Here is a 23,726-nt window from a genome sequence, read left to right on the forward strand (position 1 = left end):
AGCCGAGCCCCCGGTAGGGGGTGACATGGACGCTGTGGATGGAGATGAGACGTGATGCGAGAGCGACGAGATAAAACCCGGGTAGCGATGGCGACGGTGCTGGCGGCGATGCTGCTGGCGGGCTGTAGCTCCAAGACCACCACCGGCGATGGGCCGGTGGAAGGGCAGCTGGCTGACGCCCAGACGCTTGGGGTGCCCAATGGCATGCTTGGCGAGGATCAGGGGGTTGAGATGGTCAAGGCGGTGCGCGGAGAGGAGCTGTCGGAGGAGGCGATCGCGGCATTGCTCGATCGGATGGAGCCGCTGGAGGCCCGGACCGACGACAAGGTGGAGTTTCGTCGGCGCAGCGACACGATGCCCCCGGCCGTGCCCGGTGAGGAGGTCAAGGAGGGGTGGCCGCCGGATCTGACCCGGGTGTCGGCTGAGGCGCCGCGGGCCGGTACGCTTGAGGTGCAGGCCTACCGCCCGCAGGGGGCGGTGGAGGGGCCGATTCAGCTCTCGGTGAGCTTTAGCCGCCCGATGGTCGCGGTGGGGCAGGTGGGCCAGGCGCCCGCGCCTCCGATCAGCCTTTCGCCAGCGCCCCAGGGGCGCTGGCGCTGGCTGGGGACGCGCACCGCGGTGTACGAGGTGAGCGAGGCCTGGCCGCGGGCCACGGCCTATGAGGTGGAGGTGGCCAGGGAGGCTACCTCGATCGATGGCTCGGCGCTGGCCCAGGCGGTGCGCTTTGGGTTTGAGACGGCGCCGGCGAAGGTGAGCCAGGTGTATCCGGTGGCGCACCAGGTCCAGAGCGCGGATGCGCCGGTGCATGTGGTGTTTAATCAGCCGGTGAAGCCGGAGGTGATTACGCAGATCTCGGTGCGCGCCGACCGGGCCGAGGTGGCCATGGAGGAGGTGCGCGGCGAAGACGCGCAGGCGCTGCGGGCGAAGGTGAGCCCGGCGCTGGTGGAGGCCGGTGCCCAGGGGCGCGTGGTCACGCTGGTGCCGGTGACGCCTTACCCGGACTCGGCGAAGGTGGAGGTGAAGGTCGCGGCGCCGATTCCGGCGGTGGAAGGGCCGATCCTCGGGCAGGAGGGCGCCGAGCAAACCTTTAACGTGCGGGGCCCCTTCCGGCTGCAGAACGTGGATTGCTACGGGGAGTCGCCCTGCTTGCCCCAGAACTCCCTGCGGGTGGCGTTTACCAACCCGATCTCGGAGAATGCCGAGCTCGGCGAGGCGATTGCGGTGATGCCGCCGGTGGCGAACCTGCAGGTGCACGCCCACGGTACGAATGCGACCTTGCAGGGGGACTTTTTGCCGAACACGACCTATCAGGTCGTGGTGAGCGAGGAGCTGCAGGATCGTTTCGGTCAGCCGCTTAAAGGGGAGCGTAGCGGGAGCGTGGCGATCGGTCCCTATCGGCCCTTTGTGGCGGGTCCGGCCGGGGCGATGGTGGTGTTGCCGGCGGATCGTGGCGCGGAGCTGCCGATCATGGTGGGCGGACTGAGTTCGTTGCGGGCGCGGGTCTATCAGGTGAGCCCCGGGGACTGGGAGGGGTTTCGCCAGCTGAGTCAGGAGGAGACGCACCGTCCGCCGGGGCGCCTGGTTCATGAGCAGATGATGAGCCTGGAGGGCGATGATGCTGGCGAGCGCCATCAGGTGGGCGTGGAGCTGGCCGCAGCGCTCAATGCTTCGGGGCAGGGGCATGTGGTGGTGGTGATCGATGAGCCGTCGCCCTGGCCCTGGACGAGTGGGCACAACCGCAAGCCGCGCTGGAACTACTGGGTGCAGGTCACTGACCTGAGCCTGGACCTGAGCAGCGATCGGCGCACGCTGGAGGGGCGCGTCACCTCGATGCGCACCGGCAAGGCGCTCGACGGGCTGGAAGTCTTCATCGGGGATCGGGCGCTGGTTCCGGGCCCGGTGAACGAAACGTTTAGTGCGGCGGTGCCCACCGGGGCCGATGCTCAGAAGCCGCTGGTGGTGCGCCGTGGTGAGGATCAGGTGATGATGCTTCCCGGCGGGCATGTCAGCCCCTGGGGGCGCCCGCAGTGGCCGACGATTTCGCAGCCGGAGACCGAGCAGGTGCACTGGTTTGTGATCGACGACCGCGGCATGTACAAGCCGGGCGAAGAGGTCACGATCCGTGGCTGGGTGCGCGCCCGTGAGCCGGGCCCGCACGGTGAACTCAAGCGGGTGGAGTCGCTCAATTCGCTGTCCTTTGTGGCGCGTGAGCCGCGGGGCAATGAGATCAAAAGCGGACGGGTGTCGGTCGACCGCTTTGGCGGGTTCGAGCTGCGCTTTGAGGTGCCCGAGGGCGCCAATCTGGGCTGGGGGCGCGTGGAGCTGAGCTCGGGAAGCCGGGTGGCCACCTCGCACGGATTTCAGATCCAGGAGTTTCGTCGTCCGGAGTACGAGGTCAGCGCTCGCGCGCTGGGAGAGCCCCATATCGCCGGGGAGGAACTCAGCTTTGAGGTGGAGGCCGCCTATTACGCCGGCGGTGGGTTGGGCGGCGCGCCGGTGCGGTGGGTGATGATGGACCAGCCGGCTGACTATGCACCCCCGGGCCACGAGGGCTGGAGCTTTGGCGACTGGCGGCCCTACTGGGGCTTTTACCGCGGATACCCCGGGATGGGGCGTGGGGAGGGGCGGCGAGAGGCGATGACGGGTCAGACCGACGCGCAAGGCCGGGCCCGTGCCACCGTGGTCTGGAACGCCGAGCAGGGCTTTGCCCGCTCGGTGAACGCGGTGGTCTCGGTCACTGATGTGAACCGCCAGAGCTGGGAGGCCTCAGCGCGCGCGCTGCTGCACCCGGCCCAGGTCTACGTGGGGCTGAAGAGCGAGCAGAACTTTGTGAAGCGCGGCGACGACTGGGAGATGCTCACCCGGGTGGTCGCGCTGGACGGCCAGCCGGTGGAGGGACGCCCGGTGGAGGTGGTGCTCTATCTGGCATCCAACCCCTGGAGCTTCGATGTGGAGACGGCTCAGGAGGTGGCGCGCTGTGCGACGCGTGGGGCCGCGGGCGATGAGCGCTGCGTGTTTAAGAAGCTGGCCGCCGGGGCCTACCGGGCGGTGGCCACCGTGCAGGATGAGGCCGGACGAAGCTCGGTGTCCCAGCTCGGCGTGTGGGTGGCCGGGCGCGATACCCGCGGAGTAGAGCGGGTGGAGGAGCAGCAGCTCGTGCTGATCCCGGGTCAGGAGAGCTACCGCCCCGGGGAGGTGGCCGAGGTGATGGTCAGCGCCCCATTCTACCCGATGGATGCCCAGGTGGCGTTGCGTCGTAACGGGCGCTACCAGACCCAACAGGTGCGGCTGACCGAAGAGGACCCGGTGATCCGGGTGCCGATCGACGACGCGATGACCCCGGGGGTGCATCTGGTGGTGCAGAGCGTGGGGGCGGCGGCCAGCGCCGCGCCGGATGCTTTTGCCCGTGGCGAGCTGGCGCTCCAGGTGGAGCCGGTGGAGCGTCGGCTCACGCTGGCGATTGAGCCTACGGCGCCCGCGGTGGAGCCGGGCAGTGTGCTCGGTGTCGATGTCGTCGTTACCGATCATCAGGGCAAGGCGGTGGCCGACACCAACGTGCTGCTCTTTGCGGTGGATGAGGCCGTGCTGGCGCTCTCCAACTACGAGCTCCGCGATCCCCTCAGCGTGTTTTACGCCCAGCAGGGCGCCGGGGTGTACGATCACCGCACCCGGCGCTGGTTGGTGAAGCCGCCGCAGCGCGATGAAGGCCAGCCGGTCGAAGAGGCCGAAGCGGCGATGCTGGACAACCTGGCCGAGGGCGCACCGATGGGCGCCAATATGGGCATGAGGGGCGGTGGCGAGATGCGGATGGCGCGCAAGGCGATGGCCGCCGCGCCGGCCGGGGACCAGGCCAGCCCGGCGTCGACACCCATCGCGGTGCGCGAGGTCTTTGATGCGCTGGCTTTCTTTGACGGGGAGCTGGTCACCGATGAAAACGGGCGCGTGCGGGTGGAGCGGGAGCTTCCCGATAGCCTGACCCGCTATCGTCTGATGGCGGTGGCCGTGGATGGCGAGCGCCGCTTTGGTCGCGGGGAGTCGCAGGTGGTGGCGCGCTTGCCGCTGATGGTGCGACCCTCGGCGCCGCGCTTCCTCAACGTGGGCGACCGCTTTGAGTTCCCGGTGGTGTTGCACAACCAGACCGACCAGGCGCGCACCGTCGATCTGGCGCTGCGGGCGGTCGGGGCGCTTAAGTGGTTGGAGTCGCCGGGACGCCGCGTGGAGGTGCCCGCCGGCCAACGCGTGGAAGTGCGCTGGCGGGCCGAGGCGACCTCGGCTGGCGAGGCGCGGGTGCAGGTGGCCGCGGTCAGTGGCAGCTTTGCCGACGCCGAGCTGGTGACCCTCCCGGTGCTCACGCCGGCCACCGCCGAGGCTTTTGCGACCTACGGATCGCTGGCCGAGGAGGATGTGGTCGGGGAGCAGGTGCAGGTGCCTCAAGAGGCGTTCGCGCAGTACGGCGGGCTGGAGTTCTCGGCGTCGTCGACGCAGCTGCAGGCGCTGACCGACGCCTTCATCTACCTGACGACCTACCGCTACGCGTGCAGCGAGCAGCTGGCCAGCCGGCTGCTGTCGGTGTTGGCCCTCTACGACGTGTTGGAGGCCTTTGACGCCGAGGGGCTCCCCTCGCCGGAAGAGCTCAAGGCCGCGCAGCAGGAGTGGGTCGACGCGATTCTGTTGGCTCAGCGTGGTGATGGTGGGTTCGGGTTTTGGAAGGGCAGCACCACCTCCTGGCCCTTTGTCTCGGTGCATGCCACCCACGCGCTGTGGATGGCGAAGCAGGCCGGTCTGGAGGTGCCCGACTACGCGCTGCAGCGGGCCCGCGCCTACCTGCAGCAGATCGACCGCCATATGAGTGAGGATGCCCCGCGGGTGCGGGCGACGGTTCAGGCCTACGCCACCAGCGTGCTGGCGAAGATGGGCGTGGCTGGCGATCGGGAGCTCGACGCGGTGGTAACCCGCTACGGGCTGGAGGAGCTGCCCCTGGAGGCGATGGGCTGGCTCTTGCCCATGGCTCGCGGCACGCAGTGGGAGGCGCGCTTTGTGCAGCGCTTGACCAACAACGCGCAGGAGAGCGCGGCCACCGCTGAGTTCCAGGACACCTATGCAGCCGGCGCCTACCGGGTGCTCTACTCCGGGCGGCGTACCGACGCGGTGGTGCTCGACGGGCTGATGCAGGTCAATCCCCAACATCCGCTGGTGGAGAAGGTGATGCGCGGGCTGCTGGCCCATCGCACGCGCGGGCGCTGGAGCAACACCCAGGAGAACGTGTTTGTGATCCTGGCGATGCGCCGCTACTTCGACACCTTTGAGGCGACCCGTCCCGAGTTTGTGGCCCGGGCCTGGGTTGGTGAGGCGCACTTTGCCGAGCATCGCTTCGAGGGGCGCACTGGCGTGTGCTACAACGCCCGGGTGCCCATGAGCTACCTGCAGGAGCAGGAGGCCGAGGTGCTGCCCGTGGTCATTGAGCGTCAGGGACAGGGGCGGATGTACTACCGCCTGGGTGTGCGGTATGCGCCGCGCAATCTGGACCTGCCGGCGAGCTCGGAGGGCATGGAGGTCGAACGGGTGTATGAGGCCATCGACCATCCTGACGATGTGCGCCGGGCCGAAGACGGCGCCTGGGAGATTCGCGCCGGCGCGCGGGTGCGGGTGACCTTGACGATGAGTCTGCCGGCCAGACGTTACCACGTGGCCCTGGTGGACTGGCTTCCGGCGGGGCTGGAAGCCATCAACACCAACCTGGCCGTCAGTCAGGTGGAGCCCGGTCTGGAGGGTGGCAGCGCCACTCGCCCCGGCTTCTGGTGGTGGAGCTGGCGCTGGTACGAGCACCAGAACACCCGCGATGAGCGCGTGGAGGCGTTTGCCTCCCTGGTGAATCCGGGCGTTCACACCTTTAACTACGTGGCGCGCGCAACCACCCCGGGCTCCTTTGTGGCGCCGCCGGCCCGGGCCGAGGAGATGTATCATCCCGAGACCTTCGGGCGCTCGGCCACGGAGCGGGTCCGCGTGATGGCGGAGCCGGCGGAGTAAGCTCCGCGCGTTGTGCATGTGTCATGAAGGTGATCAGGCCCGGGAGTGTTCCCGGGCCTGATCGCGTAGAGGCCCTGCAATGATGGGAGACGCCATGGATAGAACTCGCCAGATCGTTGCCGTGCTCATTGGCGCGCTGGTGGTCAGCGCGGCCAGCGCCGTGATCGCCCAGACCCGCGGTGAGCAGGCCCAGGTCATCAACGCTCGCCGCGCCCCGGAGCGGGTGGGCGATGAGGGGCAGGTGCGCGTGGCCCCTTTGCTCCAGGGAGCGCAGGCCTACATGGGGCGCTGGGTTCTGGCACCCAACGCGCAGACCGAGGCGCGCACCACCGAGGCCGAGGAGTACCTCTACATTTTGGAGGGCAGCGGCGTGGCGGTGATCAACGGCCAGAGCTACATCATCGGGCCCGAGATGGCCGTGTTTGTGCCGGCCGGCGCCGAGATTCGCGTGACCAACGGGGCTGAGCGTCTGGTGGCGGTGCAGGTCTTTGCCCCGGCCGACGAAGCGGCACGCTTTGAAGAGTGGCGTCTGCGCGACGATGGCGAATCCTGGCCGCCGCGGCGAAGGCGCCCGCGGGTGCGCACCCGCCAGTCCGGGCTGGACCCGGCCGAACCCGGGGACGTGAGCTTGATGCCCTGAGCCCGGTGCGCATCGTTGGCCCACACTTCTGTGATGGGAAACCAACCTCTGTGCGGGAGGCAGGCTTATGGGCGAAGCGGGCACGATCCGACGTGTGTTATTGACCGGCGCTACCGGGTTTGTGGGGCGGGCGCTCTACCCGGTGTTGACCGACGCGGGCTTAGAGGTGGTCTGTGCCACCCGCTCTCCGGAGCGCGCCCGCGAGCGCATGCCCGGGCGCCAGTGGGTGGGCATGGATGTCGAAGATCGCCACTCGGTGCGCCGGGCGATGGAGGATTGCGACGGAGCCTTCTACCTGATTCACCGCATGAGCGACGCCGATGACTACGAGGCCCGGGAGACCGCGGCGGCCATGAACTTTCTGGAGGCTGCCACCCACGCCGGCGTGCAACGGATGGTGTATCTGGGCGGGGTCAAGCCGCGCAAAGAGCCCTCGCGGCATTTACGCAGCCGTCTGGTGACCGGAGCGATTTTGCGAAGCGGGGACGTGTCCACCATTGAGCTGCGAGCCTCGATGATCATCGGGTCGGGAAGCGCCAGCTGGCAGCTTTTGCGCGATATCTCGGTGCGCCTGCCGGTGATGCTCTGCCCGCGCTGGCTGCGAAACCGCACCGAGCCCGTAGCTATCGAAGACGTGGTTCAGGCCTTGCTCGCCGCGCTTACCCTGGAGCAGGCGGGCAGCGCGAGTTTTGACATCCCGGGCCCCGAGGTGGTGACCTTTCAGGAGTGCGTCCGCCGGGTGGCCGAGGCCGTGGGCAACGACCCGGTGATGGTCAACGTGCCCCTGTTAACCCCCCACCTTTCGACCTACTGGCTGCGTCTGGTCACCGGCACCAACACCCAGCTAGCGCGCGAGCTGGTTGAAGGGCTCAAGGGCGATCTGCTGGCCCGCGACGATCATTTCTGGGAGCTGGCCGGGGTGGAGCGGCGAGTCTCGCTCGACGAGGCCATCGCCCGGGCGCTGGCCGGTGACGAGGCGCCGGGTAACCCCTACGAGAAGGCCATCCGGCGTCTGTATCGCGACCCTCACCCGGGGGTCTAGCTCAGGTCAGCGCCAGGGCGTTGGTCCAGTAGCTGGACCTGCCCGGGCGCTCTTCGATCAGCGCGTTCTCGGCCATCCAGCCCTCGAGCTGCGCGTAGTAGTCATCGCTCATCGAGAAATCGAAGGTGAAGCAGGGCACCGTAGCCTCGAAGATCGCCTGGCCCAGAGCATCGTTGAGGGAGTTCTCGGTGGCGTCGTTGTAAATGGCGCGGGCCTCGGCCGGGTGCTGGTGAATGAAGTCGATGCCGCGGCCCAGCACCCGGAGCAGTGCCTGGAAGACCTCGCGCTTCTCATCGAGCAGGGCCGGGCTGGTGATCAGGATCAGCTGGCAGAAGTCGGGCACGCCCCAGTCTTTGAGCGCGAAGAAGTGGGCGTCGGCGCCGCGGTGCCGGGCCTCCACCACCTCAAAGTTATAAAACGCCAGCGTGGCCACATCGGCCTTGCGCTCCAGCAGGGCGTCGGTGTGGTAGAAGCTGTTGTTGACCCGCTCAAAATCCTCGGCGCTGCACTCACCGCCATCGGCGCGCACCATGGTGCCCACGATCGCCGGCCCGCCCGGGCCGGGGGCGCCCGGGTACTGGATGCGCTTGCCCGCCATGTCACGGGGGCGCTCGATGCCGGAGTCGGCCAGGTACATCACGCCGCCGTTGGTGTGCAGAAAGCGGGCAAACCCGACCACGGCGTCGCCTTTGGCCCGGTCTTCGACCAGGTGCAGGGGCTCGGTGATCGCGACCTCCATCTCGCCACGGGCGATCGCGTCGACGGCATCCAGATGCTCGGCCGGCTCGATCAGCTCCAGGTCAATGCCGGCGTCCTTAAACCAGCCTTTGCGCTGGCCAATAAGAAAGGGCAGGTGGTCGGGGTTGAGGAACCATTCCAGTCCGAGTCGCAGCGTTTGCATCGTAGACCTCGCGCGTTTGAGTAAGAGGGAGCGTTTCGGGAAGACGCCTGCAGCGATCGCAGATCCGAGGCTCGGGGGCAAGGTGTGCAGGGTCAGGAGGTCTGAGTAGGGGATTGGGCTGGCCAGATGGCAGGTAAGGGATCTGAGTCGCGGGTCCCGGGGAGTGAGAAGGGAAGGTAAGAGTGCCGAGTGCCAGTACTTGCATCGTGAGGGGGGGAGGTAAGGGGGCTGAGGCGCGCATCCGGGGCAGCGAGAGGGGACGCGCTCTGATGGGTGGGCCAGGGGCTCCCGGGGATTGGAGAGCTTTAGGGAACGCGGCAAAAAGCGGAAAGGGGGGACTTGAAACTTGAAAGCGTGACCGGGACGTGGGTAGGTTTGCCGCGATTGGACGCCGCCGAACGCCGGGAGAAGCCCGGCGCCGCTGGCGACGCAGGCGCAACCCGCGACACCAGGACTGAGAGATGAGCGCGTACGCAGAGTTGGAAGAGCATTTTGGGAAGGCCGGTCGGCTCGGAGATGCCATCGGCATGCTCTACTGGGATATGGCCACGATGATGCCGGCCGGGGGCGCCGAGGCCCGCAGCGAGCAGATCGCCACCTTGCGGGTGATTCATCATGAGCTGCAGACCGACCCGAAGCTGGGCGAACTCTTTGAGAAGGCCCGCGATGAAGCCGGCCTGAGCGCGTGGCAGATCGCCAACCGCGAGGAGATGTTCCGCCAGTACACCCACGCCACCGCGGTGCCCTCGGATCTGGTCAGCCGGCTCAGCCGCAAGGGCGCACAGACCGAGATGGTCTGGCGTTCGGCGCGGGCCGACAACGACTTTGCCCGCCTGGCGCCGCACCTGGCCGAGACCCTGGAGCTGGTCCGCGAGACGGCCCGCATTAAGGGCGAGGCCCTGGGGCTGAAGCCCTACGACGCGCTGCTCGACCAGTACGAGCCGGGCGGGTCGTCGGAGACGATCGACGCCATCTTTGATGATCTGGCGGGATTTTTGCCGGAGTTTCTGGAGGCGGTGCTCGCGCATCAGGCCGAGCAGCCGGAGCCGGTGATGCCCGTCGGGGACTTTTCGGTGGAGCGTCAGGAGAAGGTCGCGCGGCGGCTGATGGAGACGCTGGGTTTTGATTTTGAGCATGGCCGTCTCGACACCAGCCACCACCCCTTTTGTGGCGGGGTTCCCGACGACGTGCGTCTCACGACCTTTTATGCCCCCGACGGCTTTCTGAAGGGGATGATGGGAGTGCTCCATGAGACCGGGCACGCGCTCTATGAGCGGGGGCTGCCGGCCGAGTGGCGCTACCAGCCGGTGGGAGCGGCGCGCGGGATGAGCGTGCACGAGAGTCAGTCGCTGCTGGTGGAGATGCAGGCCTGCCGCAGCCGGGCGTTTGCGAGCTTCGTGGCGCCGATGTACCGCGACGCCTTCGCCGGCACGGGCGACGCCTGGGAGGTGGAGAACCTCTACCGGGTGATGACGCGGGTGGAGCGCAGCCTGATTCGCGTCGACGCCGATGAGGTCACCTATCCGGCGCACGTGATTCTGCGCTACCGTCTGGAGAAGGCGATGCTGGCCGGAGAGCTGGAGGTGGTCGACCTTCCCGAGGCCTGGCGCGCCGGGATGAAGGAGCTGCTGGGGATTGAGCCTCCCGACGACCGGGACGGCTGCATGCAGGACATCCACTGGATGGACGGCACCCTGGGCTACTTCCCCACCTACACGCTGGGAGCGATGACCGCCGCGCAGCTCTTTGCGGCGGCGGATCGCGCGCTCGACGATCTGGACGGGCAGCTTGCGCGCGGGGAGTTCGGCGGGCTGATGGGGTGGATGGGCGAGCAGATTCATGCGAAGGGCTCCCTGCTCTCAACCGAGGCGCTCTTGACCGAGGCCACCGGTGAAGCGCTCAACCCGCGCTACTTCAAGGAGCACTTGCGTCGGCGTTACCTGCCCGAGGGATGAGCATCTTGATGAGTGCGGTGAAGCAGGACCAGGCGCTGCGGCCGGATGTGCCGCAGCGCTTTTTTGAAGCGATCGAGGGGTGGGCCGAACGCCTGGACACTAAGAACGCCGAGTTGCGCCGGCGCATCGACGCGCTCTGCGAGCACTACCCCAGCGCCGAGCGTCTGGCCGGTGAGCTCGTCACGATCGAGGGCAGCGATGCCCGCTTTGTGCAGCGCCTCCAGCGCCAGGACTGGGAGGAGGTGTGGGCGTCGATGGGCAAGGTCTGGCGTGCGCGTCTGGAGACGGGTGAAGCGCAGCGCTGGGCCTGGAACCCGGCGCGCGAGGCCTGGAGCGAGGTCGGCGAGGAGGTCGCGTTTCGCCAGGATGCCTCGCCGACGTCCGCGCTGATCGAGGCGCTGGTGGTGGAGCCCGGAGAGGTGAGCTACCCGATCATCTTCAGTCATGACGTGGAGGAAAACCACCGGGCGATCGCCCGGGCCGCGGCGATGTGGCTCTCCAAAGCGGCGGCGCTGCAAGTGGCCGAGGCGCTGGGGGGCACCCGGCCCGAGTTTGAGCCCTGTCCCCGGCTGGAGGAGGCGCAGGCGGTGGGGCCGGAGCGCGAGCTCATGCGGCAGATCGACGACTTTTTGACCCTCGATCAGGCGGCCCATCAGGTGTACCGGGTGCACGGGCGCCGGCGCGCTCCGGTGGAGGTTCGGGAGCTGCGGGAGCCCGGGGGCGGTCGGCTCAAGCTGGTGGTGGAGCGCGCGCATCTGCGCCTTCGTCAGGTCCGCCAGGCGCGCAGCGCCGTGGTGCGCAAGCGCCACCACGTGTTTGTGGACCCCTCGCCAGAAGAGACCCACGATCGCTACTTCGCCAGTGAGGAGGCGCTCGATCGGGCGGTGGAAAGCTGGCTGCTGGCGCAGCTCGACCAGGGCTACCGCGTGTTTGAGGAGCACATCGAGGGGGCTTGAGCTCCGGGTGGGGGTGTGCACGTTTCGTGGGTCTTAAGTCTCTGCAAAACAAGGGGGAAGGGGAACGCTGAGGTGGGCGATCGGGCTGCGCGGTACTCTGCCGGCCAGGCTTGACTTTGGTAGGGCTCTGGCATAACCGGGAGGGTCGATTTTGCCTGCTGCAAAGCTCCCCCGGTGAGCGATGTTTCTCAGATTTCCAGGAGCCTGAAACGATGGGTCAAACACACAAGCGTCTTGAATTTGTGGTGCTGTTGGTTGCGCTTTTGCTGGGCATGGCCCAGAGCGCGTCGGCGGCCAATGATGTGAACGCCGAGAGTGATGAGTTCAGTTACCACCAGGTCAATGATGGTGAGACCCTGGGGACGATCGCGATGCATTACCAGGTGGGCATCGATCAGTTGCTGGAGTGGAACGACCTGGAGAGCGTGCACATCGAGCCGGAGACGACCCTGGTCGTCAAAAGCAGCGAAGAGGTGCGCGGCTCCTCGGAGCCCCTGCCGGTGATCCATGTGATTCGTCGCGGCGATACCTTCGAGGGGATCGCGCGTCGCTACGGCGTGACCATTCGCCAGGTCCAGCGCTGGAACCGACGGCTTAATCCGCGCCGTCTGCAGCTGGGGCAGCAGGTTCGCCTGCATATCCCGGGCGCCGATGGGAAGTCGGTCTCTTATGGGCGCGCCAATGGTGGCCGCCTGTACAACGGCGTGGCCATGCAGACGACTCCCGGGATGCGGGTTCGCAACGTGGCGCGCTCCTACGGCACGCGCCGGGTGGTGCAGCTGCTGCAGGCCGCCGGCGCCGATGTGCAGGCGCGCTGGCCCGACGCGCCCGACCTGATCGTGGGGAGCCTGAGCGTGCGCAACGGTGGGCGCCTGCGCCCGCACCGCTCCCACCAGAGCGGCCGCGACGTGGACCTGACCTACTACCACCGCGGCAATGTGGCGCTGCCGGACTTTCGAAACATGTCGGTGGAGACCTTTGACGCGGTCAAGAACTGGCACATGTACAAGGTCCTGATCGATAGCGGACAGGTGGAGTACATGTTTGTCGACTACCGCCTTCAGAAGCCGCTCTACGAGTACGCCCTCTCCATCGGGTACACCCCGGAGGAGTTGGAGCCGCTGCTGCAGTATCCGCGGGGACGCAACGTCTCGGCCGGGATCATCCGCCACTCGCGCGGGCACCTCAACCATGTGCATATCCGCTTTACCTGCGGGCCCCAAGATCGCAATTGTCATTGAGACCGGGGGCGGATGCGCCCGTGGTGATGTGGATTTGATGGTGAGCTAAACCGAGGTGGATGTATGGCCTGGATTGAAGGAACGGCGACAAAGACGGTGATCGTGGATGCTCCGCTGGAGGAGATCGCGACCTTTTTTGCGACCCCGGCCCAGATCAAAGAGTGCATGGGGGATCTGGAGCGTTTTGAGGTGGTGGACGAGACGACCTACCGCTGGATTCTTAAAGCGATGGGGGCCAAGGGGATCTCCTTTCAGGGCGACTACACCGTGCGCTACTGGCGCGAGGGGGATGTGGTGCGCTGGGAGAGTCTGCCCGGCGGGACGATGAAGACCACCGGTCAGGTGCGTCTGCGCGAGCTGGGGCCGGGGCGCACCGAGGTGACCTACGACGAGACCCTGGCCAGCGATCTGCCCATCCCGCGGCTGGGAGCGAAGGTCTTTCGCCCCATCGTGGCGCGCGAGATCGTGCGCGGTGTGGACAGCTTCTTAGACGGGGTCCGCACCTACCTCAACGCCGGCAAGCACCGCAGCGGTGAGAGCTGATGCCCTCGCCGGCGTGCGGAGCCTTTGGAGCATTTGGGGGACGTTTTGTGGCCGAGGCGCTCTGGTCGCCGCTGGCCGAGGTGGCCCACGCCTTTGAGGAGGCGGTGGCCGACCCGGGGTTTTCGGGGCGCTTGCATGGCTGGGCCGAGCAGCGTCTGGGGCGGCCCACACCTCTGTGCCACCTGGGAGAGCTCTCGCGAGAGCTGGGCGGAGCCCAGCTCTGGTTAAAACGCGAGGATCTGTTGCCCGGCGGGTCCTTTTGCACGCTCACCGCGCTGACACAGGCGCTGGTGGCGGTGCGGATGAATCGTCGGGAGTTGGTGGGGGAGACGGCCACGGGCGATTTCGGCGTGGCGCTGGGCCAGATGGGGCTGGCGCTGGGGCTGAAGGTGCGCGTGTTCATGACGCGCGACGACATGGAGGCCGAGCCCATCGCCGTGCGCAGCATGGAAGAGATGGGGCTGGCGCTGGAGCCGGTCGATGGACCGACGCGCGGGCGTCGCGGGGCGATGGCAGAGGCGCTGCGCTATGTGGCGCGCGCTCCACAAGATGCGTTTTACGCGTCGAGCTCGCTGGCCAGCCCCGATCCTTACCCGCGGATGCTGGAGCTGGGGGCGGAGATCATCGGCAATGAGTGCGCGCGTCAGCTCCGAGAGCGCGGAGCGAGCGCCGATTACGTGATCGCCCCGGTCGGGAGTGGCGGGTTTGCCTGTGGCATGTTCGGGGCTTTTCTGGACCAGGGCTCGCACTCGCCGGGCGCTCAGCTGGTGGGCGTGCAATCCGGCGGGGATGGCACCCCGGGGCGGGGAGCTGCCAGCCTGGTGCGGGGCCGCCCCGGCGTGCATCTGGGCACCCGATCCTACGTGCTACAAGACGATCAGGGGCAGGTGCTTACGCCGCTAACTGACGCCGCCGGGCTGGCGATGCCGGTGGTGGGCCCGCAGCACGCACGCTGGATGCGCACCGGTCAGGTCCAGTATGTGGAGCTCGCCGACGCCGAGGCCTACGCGGCGGTGCGCACCCTGGCGCGAGCCGAAGGGGTGCTGGCGAGCCTGGAGACCGGGTACGCCCTGGCGTACGCGTTGCGGCTGGCCCCCACGCTCAACGACGATGCGCACGTGGTGGTAGGGGTGAGCGGCGACGGCACCCGCGACCTCTCGCGGCTGGCGCGGGCCTCGGCGGGAGGACTCTGATGGGCGATCGCCTCGGACTTCTGGAAGAGCGCGCCGCGCAGCGGCGCCCGCTCCTGATGGTCGCGCTGGTCACCGGCGACCCTCATATCGACGCGACCCTGGACTACATGGGCATCCTGGCCGAGGCCGGGGTGGATGTGGTCGAGCTCATCGTGCCCTTTAGCGAGCCGGCCTACCACGGCGCGGTGCTCCAGCGGGCGATGGCCCGGGCGGTGCATGAGCAGCTGGGGTGGGCTGATATCGCCGAGGTGGCCCGGGAGTTTCGTCAGTCCTATCCCTCGGTGGCGCTGGTGATCTCGACCTACCTCAACCGCCTGATGGCGGCTCCCATGGCCGAGACCTTTGAGCAGCTTCATAAGGCCGGAGCCGACGCGCTCTGGATCTACGATCTGCCGATGGAGGAGGCGACCGAGGTGGAGGAACTCAGCGCGTCGACCGGGCTGGCGCTGGTCCGGGGAGTCTCGGCGACGACCTCGCTGGAGCGTTTTCGCGAGATCGCGCGCCGGGCGCAGGGCTTGATCATCTGGACCGGCCACAGCGGCGGCGAACTCTCATTGGAGGGCGAGGCGTTTGAGGAACGCCTGCGCCTCTTCGGGGAGTATACCCGGCTGCCGATCTTCGCCTCGATGGGTGTGACCACCGGGGAGGAAGCCCAGGAGGTGGTGCGCGCGGCCGACGGCGTGCTGATCGGCAGCTCGGTGGCCTGGCTGCTGGAGGGGCGAGGCCCCGACGTCAAAGAGCGGCTCCGCCGCCATATCGGTGAGCTTCGGGCCCGGGTGGATGAGGCCTCGGCCACGAGCTGAGCGAGCGGGGTCAGTCGGCGTCGCTGCCATCCCGGGTCTGATTGCGAGGCGCGTCTGCAGCTTCGGAGGGGTGGCGAGCAAAGCCCAGCTGACGATTGATCTCGGGGAGAAAGTCGACGCTGCGCAGGTGCACGTCGCGCTGGGGGAAGGGGATCTCGATGCCCGCCTCGTGGAGCACTTCCCATAAGACGAAGTTGAACTTTCCGCGCAGTTTACGCTCGGTGATCGTGCGGCAATCGAAGTGCACCAGCAGCTCAAAGTCGATGCTGTTATCCCCAAAGCCCACCAGCCAGACGTCGGGGGCCGGGTGCTCCAGGATGTTTGAGTCGCGGGCGGCGGCTTTGAGAAGGAGCTCCTCCACCTGACGCGGGTCCGAGGCGTAGGCGACGCCGATGGGGATGTGCACCCGCACGATGGAGTCGTGGAAGGTCCAGTTGATGATGCGTCCACTGACGATGTCTTTGCTCGGGATGAGCATGTCGTAGTTATCCGGCGTGCGCACCACGACGCTGCGGGCCCCCACCGCTTCGACGCGGCCGTAGACGTCGTTCACCGAGATGAAGTCGCCTTTCTTTACCGCGCGGCCAAAGAGCAGGATAAACCCGCTGATCAGGTTCTCGGTCAGGTTTTGCAGGCCAAAGCCGATGCCCACGCCCAGGCTGGCCAGCACCACCATCACCGCCGAGGGTTGCACGCCCAGGGCCATCATGCTCATGACGAAGGCCACGACGATCAGCGCGTAGTTGATCAGGGTGTTGACCGCGTAGGCCACCCCCACATCGACGTTGAAAGCCGGATAGATCTTGGCGTTGAGCACCGCCTTAAAGAGGCGGATGGAGAGGATCGTGGCCGCCACGATCAGCCCCACGGTGAGCAGGCTGTGAATCGAGATGGCGACGTTGCCCACCGACAGAAGGGGGATCTTCAGCAGCGTGACCACCGGCTCGTAGAGGGCGAGCAGGCGCAGGGCGAAGACGACCACCAGGAGCCCGCCCACGGCCAGGGTCCACTGCTCCACGGCCTTGTAGAGTGGCGAGGCGCTGGCCTCCTCATCGCCCTGGTCGGAGGCTTCCTGGGCTTCTTCGCTCTTCTGGGCGACGAAGGCTCGCAGGCGCTCGGCGGCCGAGAAGGAGAGGGTTACCAGGACGATCAGCGTGTAGCCGCGGGCCAGAATGAAGGTCGCGGCGTGCACAAAGCCCGCGGCGTTAAAGAGGAGCAGGGCGATGGTGACCGCGAGCATCCCGTAGTAGTTGGCCGAGATGCCCCGGCGCACGATCCCGTAGAGTGGCGAGCTGGTGTGGTCGGGCAAGAGCGCCAGCACCGCATCCCGGGCAAAGAAGAGGTAGATCGGAGCCAGCGCCAGCGTCAGGCGGAAGGCAAAGGCCACAAAGCCGATGGCGTCGGGTCGGTACCCGAAGTTGCGCAGTGCCACCAGGACCAGGATGTATCCCAGGGAGATGCGCAGGGTGATCAGGGCAAAACGCTCCAGCCGCAGATAATGGGCGGTGGCGCCGGGATCGACCGGACTCAGGCGCAGGCTGGTCACGATCAGGGCGTGTGCGGCGCGGTAGGCCAGCAGCCACCACAGCGCGTCGGTGAGCACCAGGGTCCAGGGGGCGCTGGAAAAGGTGGCCTGAATCGGGAAGTAGCTCAGGGCGATCAACAGCGCCAGCGCCAGCACTCGCCCCAGCAGCAAAACGGCGCTGCGCAGCACGCTGGTCACCCAGGGGGAGAGGTCGGCGTGGATGAAGAGCTGCGTGCGCTGGGCCATCCGCAGGGCCTGACGATCAAAGAGGATGAAGAGCACCCCGAAGATCAGCGCGATCAGGATGGGGACCGCCCAGTCGACGAGCCTCCAGGGGTCGATGCGACTGAGATCCGCGCGCATCACGCGCGCTTCGTTCCAGACGATCCGGGCGTCGCTGAGCAGGTTGTCGACAAGGCTTAAATCGAAGTGCAAGGGCTCGCGCACGAGGAAGTCGGCGTAGTTTTCCTCAAGCTGCTCTTGGGCGTGAGCCAGCCCGGGCTCCACCGGTTCGACCTGGACCGAGGGAACCTCGGGGGCCGGTGTGTCGCCTGTATCGCTTCCCTCGCTTGACGCCGAGTCGTTTTGCGACGCCGAGTCCTTCTGCGGAGTGGACTCGTTTTGTTGCGTGGAGGAGGAGGGGCCGGTAAAGGGCAGGTCGATCGGTTGGGCTGCGGACTGGCCGAGCCCCCCGAGGGTGATGACCATCAGCGCGGCCAGGATGCTGAGAAGCATGCCACATTTTGAGAGAAGAGATTCAGCCATAAATGCCACTGCCACTGCCCGGGAAGATCAGCGCTACGTAAGGGGTTTTGCCGGCGCGCCGACTAATGTACGTCTACCCCGAGGCGAAGTCACCCGCGCTCACCGGCCGCGGCCGGTGGCCGGCGCGGCGAATGCGGTCGCGTGGTTGCCTCGCTCAGACCCTGCTGTTATAACTCCGAGTCGTCCACAGACCTTCGCGCGACGTGTCGCGATACCCAATTTGAGGAGATACCCCATGAACATCGCTCGTTTTTTCGCCGTGCTTCTGCTGGCGCTGTCTCTCTCGTCGATCGCTGTCGCGCAAGAGACGGTGGTAGAGAATGAGGAGTTTGGTGTCACGATCACGCCGCCGAGCGCCTGGGAAGTCAACGCCAGCGACGATAAAGCCGTGGCCAACTTCAAGCATCCGGACTCCAACAGCCAGATTCAGGTCATCGGGACTAAGCTGATGAGTAAGGACGTGGCCGACGTCTTCTTCAGCACCTTCCACAAGACCCTGACCGAGTCGAACTTCGAAGAAGTCAGCGCCGCCGACAGCTCCATCGGTGAGCAGCAGGGCCGGTTGAGCACCTACTCCTACACCCACTCCGGGCAGACGGTGAATGTGGTGGTCTTTGATTTCATCCGCGAAGGCACCGCCTGGCTGGTCATCGGCTACATGCCCGAGAGCGAGTCCGAGAAGCTGCGCGCCGACTTTGATGCCACGGTCACCTCGATGAGCTTTGAGGCCGCCGAGTGAACGTGAGCCTTCAAGCTCCTGGCAGGCCCGCCGCTCCGTGGAGCGCGCGGGCCTGTCTCGCTCTGTGCCTGGTGCTGGCGCTGGGCGCGCTGCCCAACGAGGCGGTCGGCCAGGATCCGGGCGCCCGGGGACGCCCCACGGCCAAGGGGCAGCACCATCAACGGGCGCGTGCCGAGGCGGTGGATGTCGAGGCGATCGGGGCCCGGGTCCGCCGGCCCAGCGGGTGGGTGATCGTGCCTTCGGGGCCCGGCGCAGTGGCCACCTTTCGGGCCGCCGCCGATCGCCAGGCCCAGATTGAGGTGCGTCTCAGCGATCAGATCCTGGTGGGGCGGGCCGATCGCTACGCCCTGAGCTTTCAGAACCAGATTCAGGAAGAGGGCTTCCGGGTGGAGGTGGCCGAGCGCGACTACGCCTATGGCCCGCGGGTCGGAGATCGCGTGACCTACGGCCTGGAGTATGATGGCGAGTCATTTCGCCTGATGACCTGGGCCCATCACGAGGGCGATCGGATGTGGGTGTTCTCGCTCTTTTGCTCCGAAGATCGCCTGGAGGCCTACCAGGAGGTCTTCGACGAGGTGATCAGCGAGATGGTGTGGCAGGGCGCCCCAGACGCCGACGCCGACGCGCCCACAGCAGACCCGCCAGAGTGATCGGCCATCCCACCGCGGGGCTTCCCGGGGCCTGGGCACACCCGGCGGGGGCGTCGGCTGCAGCCGGCTCAAAACGACAGAAGGGCGCCAGATAGCCCTCGGGCTGCCGGCATAAGAACTGGGGCGGGCACGCCTGCTCCTGCTCCTGCTCACAGGGGCTGGTGCAGTAGCCGGTGCCCGTGGGTTCGCTGTCGATATGGCACTCATCCGGGCAGTGCATCAGATCCCAGGCACAGTAGTCGCCTACCTGCCCGCGGCGCTTGTCGCAGACCCCGGCGACGCACGCCGCGCGCTCGGGGCAGTCCTCCTCCCGGCTGCATTCGGAGCCCGGGGTGGCAAAGAGCTCGCAGAGGCCCAGTTTGTCGTCGGCACTCAAGCGGCGCTGGCTCCCGTCGCGCAGGTAGCTAGCCGCCATCGTCGCGCTCTTGTAGGCCCGGGTATGCGAGAGCCCGAGTACGTGGCCGAGCTCATGGGTTAGGGCGGCCTGCAGATCGACTGCGGGGCGCTCGGACAGGGCATGGAGTTGAAAGGGGTCGGGCGTGGTGCGCCAGGTCACGGCGGTGGTGCTGAGCATGACCGCGGCGCGTTCGTCGGGGCGCAGGGGGTAGGTCGTCCAGGCGATGCGCCCGGCGTTGGGGCCGCTGCCGGGAGCAAAAGCGACCTGGACGGCCGGGGGCGCCTCGGGCCCGGGCGCCTCGGAGCGGTCGACCTCAAAGGAGGCAAACGCGCAGGGGACCTGATTCCAGGTGCGGGCGGCCGCCGAGAGCGCATCCAGGACCTGCGCGCGGGTCAGCGCTTCGGGCACCGGGCCGGAAAGCACCACACGTAGCGGAAAGTGCTCGGGCGCCGGGGCAAAACCGTTGAACTCGGCCCGCGGGCGCGGGTCGCTCGGCGGGGCCGGAAGGTGCAGGCCGCCGGCGAGCTCGGCGCTCGGGTAGAGTTCGGCGCGGGCGGGAGCAGCCAGGCTTAAGAGCAGGAGGGCGCAGAGCGCGCCGCTGAGCCGGCGCGTCGCGATCATCGGGGCGATTCCGCCAGGACCTCGACCTCGGCCTGCTCGCGCAGTTCATGGAGAAGCTCGCGCCGGCGGGCCTCCAGAAGCGCCCGGCTGGCCCGCTCGCGCAGCAGGGGCACCACCTCGTCAAAGGCGCGCACGCCGGCCGGGCGACGCTCCTGAACGCAGTAGACGTCCACCCGGGTGCCATCGGCGCTGGAGAGCACCACGCTGCTGGGGCGGCCGCCGGGAGCGTCGGCCGCATCAAAGAAGAGGTGGCTGGCCGCTGCCGGGAGCTGGTGGCGCTGGCGCCAGCCCAGATCGCGCCAGTCGGCCTGAGCCGGCAGGGCCTGCGGCGCGCAGCCCCCGCGTGTGATCGTGGTGGCCAGGGAGCGCGCCCCCACCGGCAGGGACACCCGGCGGACCTTCACCCGCGCACCGGCCGGGCGGCCGGCGGCCACCCGCTGATAGATCTCGCGCAGCTGAGCCTCGTCGACCGCCTGTGCGCCGAGCTCGTCGAGCAGCGAGCGCTCCAGGACCATCTCGTCGTGGACCTCCCGGCGGAACTCCCCCATCGAGAGCCCTTCGGCTTGCAGGTAGCGCTTAAAGGCGGTGGTCGAGCCGAAATGCTCCTCGACCCGGCGCTCCACCTCCAGGTCCACCGCCTTGGGAGCAATGCTGACCTCGGTCTCGGAGAGGTGCTGGCGCAGGAGCTCGTGGTCGATCAGGCGATCGAGCACCTCCTGACGCTTCTGGTGGCGAATCTGCTCGGTAAAGGGGCGGCGAGCGTGGTGGTAGAGCTGATCGATGCGGTCGAGGCGGCGCTCGACCTCGTCCTCGGTGATCGCCTTCTGGTTGACCCGGGCGATCACCCGGGCCTCCGGCGCCGGAGCGGCCCCGGACGACACCCCCGGGACCGACGTGGGAGGCTCGCTGGTCTCGACCGGCGCTTCGCCGGGATCACAGCCCCAGAGGGGCACGCTCAGCGCGACCATCAAGACCTTGCCGGCGAGGATATGGAAGAGGTGGTTCATAGCAGCGTCTTACAGGGACTTGTGACAGGTCGCAACTTTGAGGCGACTCAAAGCTAGAATGCGGCCCCGGCGCCTGCCCATTCCCGCCCCGGATGCCCACGGATTCCGGGGGACTCAAAAAAATGCGCTCTTTTTAGATCCATTACGTCCTCGCTGCGTTGGTAGTCGGGAGCGTTCAACAGGATTCGCGGCCCGCAGGGGCTGCCCGGGCAAAGGAGAGGGCATGATCACGCGACAGGTAGGCTGGATGATGGCGGCGATGGTGGTGGGGCTGGGGGTGGGGCTGCATGTGGCCGCCGATGAAGATCCTCCTGCGGCTCCGGGGGCGCCGGCGATGACGGAGGTTCTCGACGCCGTGGTTACCGAGGCCGTGGAAGCCCTGGAGCCGGCGCCCACCGCGGAGAAGCCCGACCATGGCATCTTGGCGCTGACCCTCAGGGCCGAGTTCGCCCATAAAAAAGTACTCGCCGAGCGGGAGTCCGAGACCTATCTGGACCTGCGGGTAGATGCCTGGGATGGCCAGGCCGAGGTGCGTCCGCGCCTGAATGTGGCGCTGGTCCTGGATCGCTCCGGCTCGATGGCTGGCGAGCCCATGGCGAAGGCGCGCCAGGCCGCGGCCAGCTTTGTGGAGCGGCTGGAGGAGGGCGATCGCGTCAGCGTGATCGCCTTTGGCGGGGCCCCCGAGGTGGTGGTGGTCCCCACCGCGATCGAGGGCGCGACCCGCGCCCGGGTGATCGCGGCGATCGAGGGCATTGATTCCGGCGGTGCCACCCACCTGAGCGGCGGCATAGAGGCGGCGTCCGGGGCGCTGCGGGGCGCGCGCCAATCGGATTCGGTCGATCGCATGATCGTGATGACCGACGGTCTGCCCACCACCGGCATCACCGCCACCGAGGAGCTTCTGGCGCTGGCTCGCCAGGCGCGCGCCGAGGGCATTACGGTGACGGCCCTGGGCTTTGGCACCAGCTACGACGCGTCGTTGATGGCTTCGCTGGCCGAAGAGGGCGCCGGCAACTACCGCTACATCGCCGGCACTGCCGACGTGGAGCCGGCGTTTAGCGCCGAGCTCGATGCCCTGGCCGCCACGGTGGCCACCGGCGTCACGCTCACGCTCCTGCCCTCGCCGGGGGTGCACATCGAGGAGGTCTTCGGCATGCCGGCCGACCCGAGCGCCGGAGCGCTGACCCTGCACCTGGGAGACCTGCGCGCCGAGACCCGTCGTCGGGTGATGCTGCGCCTCAAAACCCGCGGGCTGCCCCTGGATGGACAGGCCCGCGTGCGCGTCATCCTGAACTACCACGACCGCATCACCGATCGCCCCGTGGAGCACGGGATGGTGGCTACGGCCGGTACCACCCACGACGATGTGGAGATGGTCGCCAGCCTGCGCCCCGAGGTGATGGCCCGCGTCCAGGAGGCCCTGGCCACCCGGGCCCTCTCGGAGGCTACCGAGGCCTACGCCCGCGGTGATCAAGAGGGGGCTACTCGCCACCTCGAAAACGAGCGCCGTCGGATGCGCCGGGCCAGCGCCGACTACGGGCTCGCCAAAGAGGAGATGGCCCCGATGGCGGCCGAGGTCGACGCGCTCAAGGCCCGCATGGGGAGCGCCGCGCCGAGCTCGGCCGCCGGCAAGGCGCTGCGCTTTGAACGCAGCCAGCGCGATCTGGAGCTCAAGCGTGGCGAGGCCACCCCGGGCGCCTGGTAAGTCGCCCCCCGGGCCGGCGCACATCCTCCCGGAGCCGGGCTTGACCGCCCGGCCCCGGGCCCCCAGATTGAAGGCCTCTCCCGGCCCCGGACGCCTGTGCCGGGGCAACCCACCCTTAAAACCCGCAGAGGGATGATGAGCATCGCAAGCTGGCCGGCCGATGGCCCCCTGGAGATCCATAGCCACTCCACCGTCAGCGACGGCACCTACGGCGTGGAGGAGATGGTCGCGTTGATGGTCGAGCATCGGGTGCGCCACTGGGCACTCACCGATCACGACACCACCGCCGGGGTGCTCCCGGCGGCCCGGGCCTGCGCCGGCTCCGGGGTGAGCTTGATCAGCGGCATCGAGATCAGCGCGCAGTCCCAGGATCGCTCGATTCACGTGCTGGGCTACGGCTTTGACCCCGAAGAGGCGGCGCTGGCCAGCTATGGCGAGCGTATGGAGCGGGCGCGCGATGAGCGCATGGCCGAGATGGTGGAGCGGGTCCGCGGCCTGGGGCTGGAGGTGAGCTTTGAGGATGTGCGGCTCCAGTCGCAACACGGCAATATGGGCCGCCCGCATCTGGCCCGCGCGCTCCACGCCCGCGGCTACGTGGAGACGCCGCAGGAGGCCTTCGATCGCTGGCTGCATACCGATGGTCCCGGCTATGTGCCCATGGCCTACCTCTCGGTCGACGACGCCATCGACCTCATTCGCGGCGCCGGCGGCATGGTCGTGCTCGCCCACCCCGGCCGCTACACCACCATGGTCGAGCATCTGGATCGCTGGCGGGAGATGGGGCTCCATGCCCTGGAGGTCCGCCACCCCTCCCACGATCTGGCCACCGAGCGTCGCCTGGTGATGCTGGCCCAGAAGCACGAGCTGAACATGACGGCCAGCAACGACTGGCACGGCTCACACCCCACCGACCTGGAGCGTCTGGGGCGCGTGAATTTTAGCCCCCTGTGGCGCGATGCCTTCTTTGATCGCCTGGCGCAGACGGCCTGGGCCGGCGCCCGCGGCTGGGCCTGAGC

At 67.9% G+C, this 23,726-nt stretch carries 17 protein-coding genes; 13 read left to right on the top strand and 4 right to left on the bottom strand.

The genetic code is table 11. The annotated features are described in order from the left end of the window. Positions 1-54: 54 nt before the first annotated feature. The 3 genes from DL240_RS20495 to DL240_RS11665 all read left to right on the top strand — a co-directional run bounded on the left by DL240_RS20495 (position 55) and on the right by DL240_RS11665 (position 7,709). A complete protein-coding gene (locus DL240_RS20495; RefSeq protein WP_111730078.1) occupies positions 55-6,027 on the top strand; it encodes an alpha-2-macroglobulin family protein in 5,973 nt (1,990 codons plus the stop codon). 94 nt (positions 6,028-6,121) lie between these two features. Further along, the gene (locus DL240_RS11660) at positions 6,122-6,667 is read left to right on the top strand and encodes a cupin domain-containing protein (RefSeq protein ID WP_158542508.1); all 546 of its coding nucleotides are present in this window, start codon (positions 6,122-6,124) and stop codon (positions 6,665-6,667) included. A gap of 67 nt (positions 6,668-6,734) precedes the next feature. Then, entirely contained in the window at positions 6,735-7,709 is a 975-nt protein-coding gene (locus DL240_RS11665; RefSeq protein WP_111730080.1) for an NAD(P)H-binding protein, read from the top strand. Position 7,710: 1 nt separating this feature from the next. On the opposite strand, the gene DL240_RS11670 is transcribed toward DL240_RS11665, so the two are convergent. Then, positions 7,711-8,610, bottom strand: coding sequence for an ABC transporter substrate-binding protein (locus DL240_RS11670; RefSeq protein ID WP_111730081.1), 900 nt, complete (start codon positions 8,608-8,610; stop codon positions 7,711-7,713). Positions 8,611-9,071: 461 nt separating this feature from the next. Here DL240_RS11670 and DL240_RS11675 point away from each other — a divergent pair, with 461 nt between their 5' ends. The 6 genes from DL240_RS11675 to trpA all read left to right on the top strand — a co-directional run bounded on the left by DL240_RS11675 (position 9,072) and on the right by trpA (position 15,301). Continuing rightward, the gene (locus DL240_RS11675; protein WP_111730082.1) at positions 9,072-10,565 is read left to right on the top strand and encodes a carboxypeptidase M32; all 1,494 of its coding nucleotides are present in this window, start codon (positions 9,072-9,074) and stop codon (positions 10,563-10,565) included. Positions 10,566-10,573: 8 nt separating this feature from the next. After that, a complete protein-coding gene (locus DL240_RS11680) occupies positions 10,574-11,521 on the top strand; it encodes a hypothetical protein (RefSeq protein WP_146618258.1) in 948 nt (315 codons plus the stop codon). Between the two features lie 212 nt (positions 11,522-11,733). Further along, on the top strand, positions 11,734-12,762 hold the full coding sequence (locus DL240_RS11685) for a penicillin-insensitive murein endopeptidase (protein WP_111730084.1): 1,029 nt from the start codon (positions 11,734-11,736) through the stop codon (positions 12,760-12,762). Between the two features lie 63 nt (positions 12,763-12,825). Beyond that, positions 12,826-13,305 (top strand): SRPBCC family protein, encoded by a 480-nt coding sequence (locus tag DL240_RS11690; protein WP_111730085.1) that lies wholly within the window; start codon positions 12,826-12,828, stop codon positions 13,303-13,305. Beyond that, positions 13,305-14,498 (top strand): pyridoxal-phosphate dependent enzyme, encoded by a 1,194-nt coding sequence (locus tag DL240_RS11695; RefSeq protein WP_111730086.1) that lies wholly within the window; start codon positions 13,305-13,307, stop codon positions 14,496-14,498. Before DL240_RS11690 ends, DL240_RS11695 begins: the two co-directional genes overlap by 1 nt. Beyond that, the gene (trpA, locus tag DL240_RS11700; RefSeq protein WP_111730087.1) at positions 14,498-15,301 is read left to right on the top strand and encodes a tryptophan synthase subunit alpha; all 804 of its coding nucleotides are present in this window, start codon (positions 14,498-14,500) and stop codon (positions 15,299-15,301) included. The genes DL240_RS11695 and trpA overlap by 1 nt, the downstream gene beginning before the upstream one ends. 10 nt (positions 15,302-15,311) lie before the next feature. On the opposite strand, the gene DL240_RS11705 is transcribed toward trpA, so the two are convergent. Next, positions 15,312-17,591: a mechanosensitive ion channel family protein gene (locus DL240_RS11705; protein WP_146618259.1), complete on the bottom strand. Its 2,280-nt coding sequence runs from the start codon at positions 17,589-17,591 to the stop codon at positions 15,312-15,314. A gap of 235 nt (positions 17,592-17,826) precedes the next feature. On the opposite strand from DL240_RS11705, the gene DL240_RS11710 reads away from it, so the two are divergent. Both DL240_RS11710 and DL240_RS11715 read left to right on the top strand, forming a co-directional pair. Continuing rightward, the gene (locus DL240_RS11710) at positions 17,827-18,330 is read left to right on the top strand and encodes a hypothetical protein (protein ID WP_111730089.1); all 504 of its coding nucleotides are present in this window, start codon (positions 17,827-17,829) and stop codon (positions 18,328-18,330) included. A gap of 2 nt (positions 18,331-18,332) precedes the next feature. After that, a complete protein-coding gene (locus tag DL240_RS11715) occupies positions 18,333-18,980 on the top strand; it encodes a hypothetical protein (RefSeq protein WP_146618260.1) in 648 nt (215 codons plus the stop codon). Here the strand turns inward: DL240_RS11715 and DL240_RS11720 are convergent. Both DL240_RS11720 and DL240_RS11725 read right to left on the bottom strand, forming a co-directional pair. Then, the gene (locus DL240_RS11720; protein WP_111730091.1) at positions 18,910-19,998 is read right to left on the bottom strand and encodes a matrixin family metalloprotease; all 1,089 of its coding nucleotides are present in this window, start codon (positions 19,996-19,998) and stop codon (positions 18,910-18,912) included. The genes DL240_RS11715 and DL240_RS11720 overlap by 71 nt on opposite strands. Further along, positions 19,995-21,005 (bottom strand): SurA N-terminal domain-containing protein, encoded by a 1,011-nt coding sequence (locus DL240_RS11725; RefSeq protein ID WP_111730092.1) that lies wholly within the window; start codon positions 21,003-21,005, stop codon positions 19,995-19,997. Before DL240_RS11725 ends, DL240_RS11720 begins: the two co-directional genes overlap by 4 nt. Positions 21,006-21,228: 223 nt before the next feature. On the opposite strand from DL240_RS11725, the gene DL240_RS11730 reads away from it, so the two are divergent. Together DL240_RS11730 and DL240_RS11735 are read left to right on the top strand one after the other, a co-directional pair. Then, positions 21,229-22,710 (top strand): vWA domain-containing protein, encoded by a 1,482-nt coding sequence (locus DL240_RS11730; RefSeq protein WP_111730093.1) that lies wholly within the window; start codon positions 21,229-21,231, stop codon positions 22,708-22,710. Between the two features lie 135 nt (positions 22,711-22,845). Then, positions 22,846-23,724, top strand: coding sequence for a PHP domain-containing protein (locus DL240_RS11735; RefSeq protein WP_158542509.1), 879 nt, complete (start codon positions 22,846-22,848; stop codon positions 23,722-23,724). Positions 23,725-23,726 lie beyond the last annotated feature (2 nt).

The organism is Lujinxingia litoralis (assembly GCF_003260125.1).
GTDB lineage: Bacteria > Myxococcota_A > Bradymonadia > Bradymonadales > Bradymonadaceae > Lujinxingia > Lujinxingia litoralis.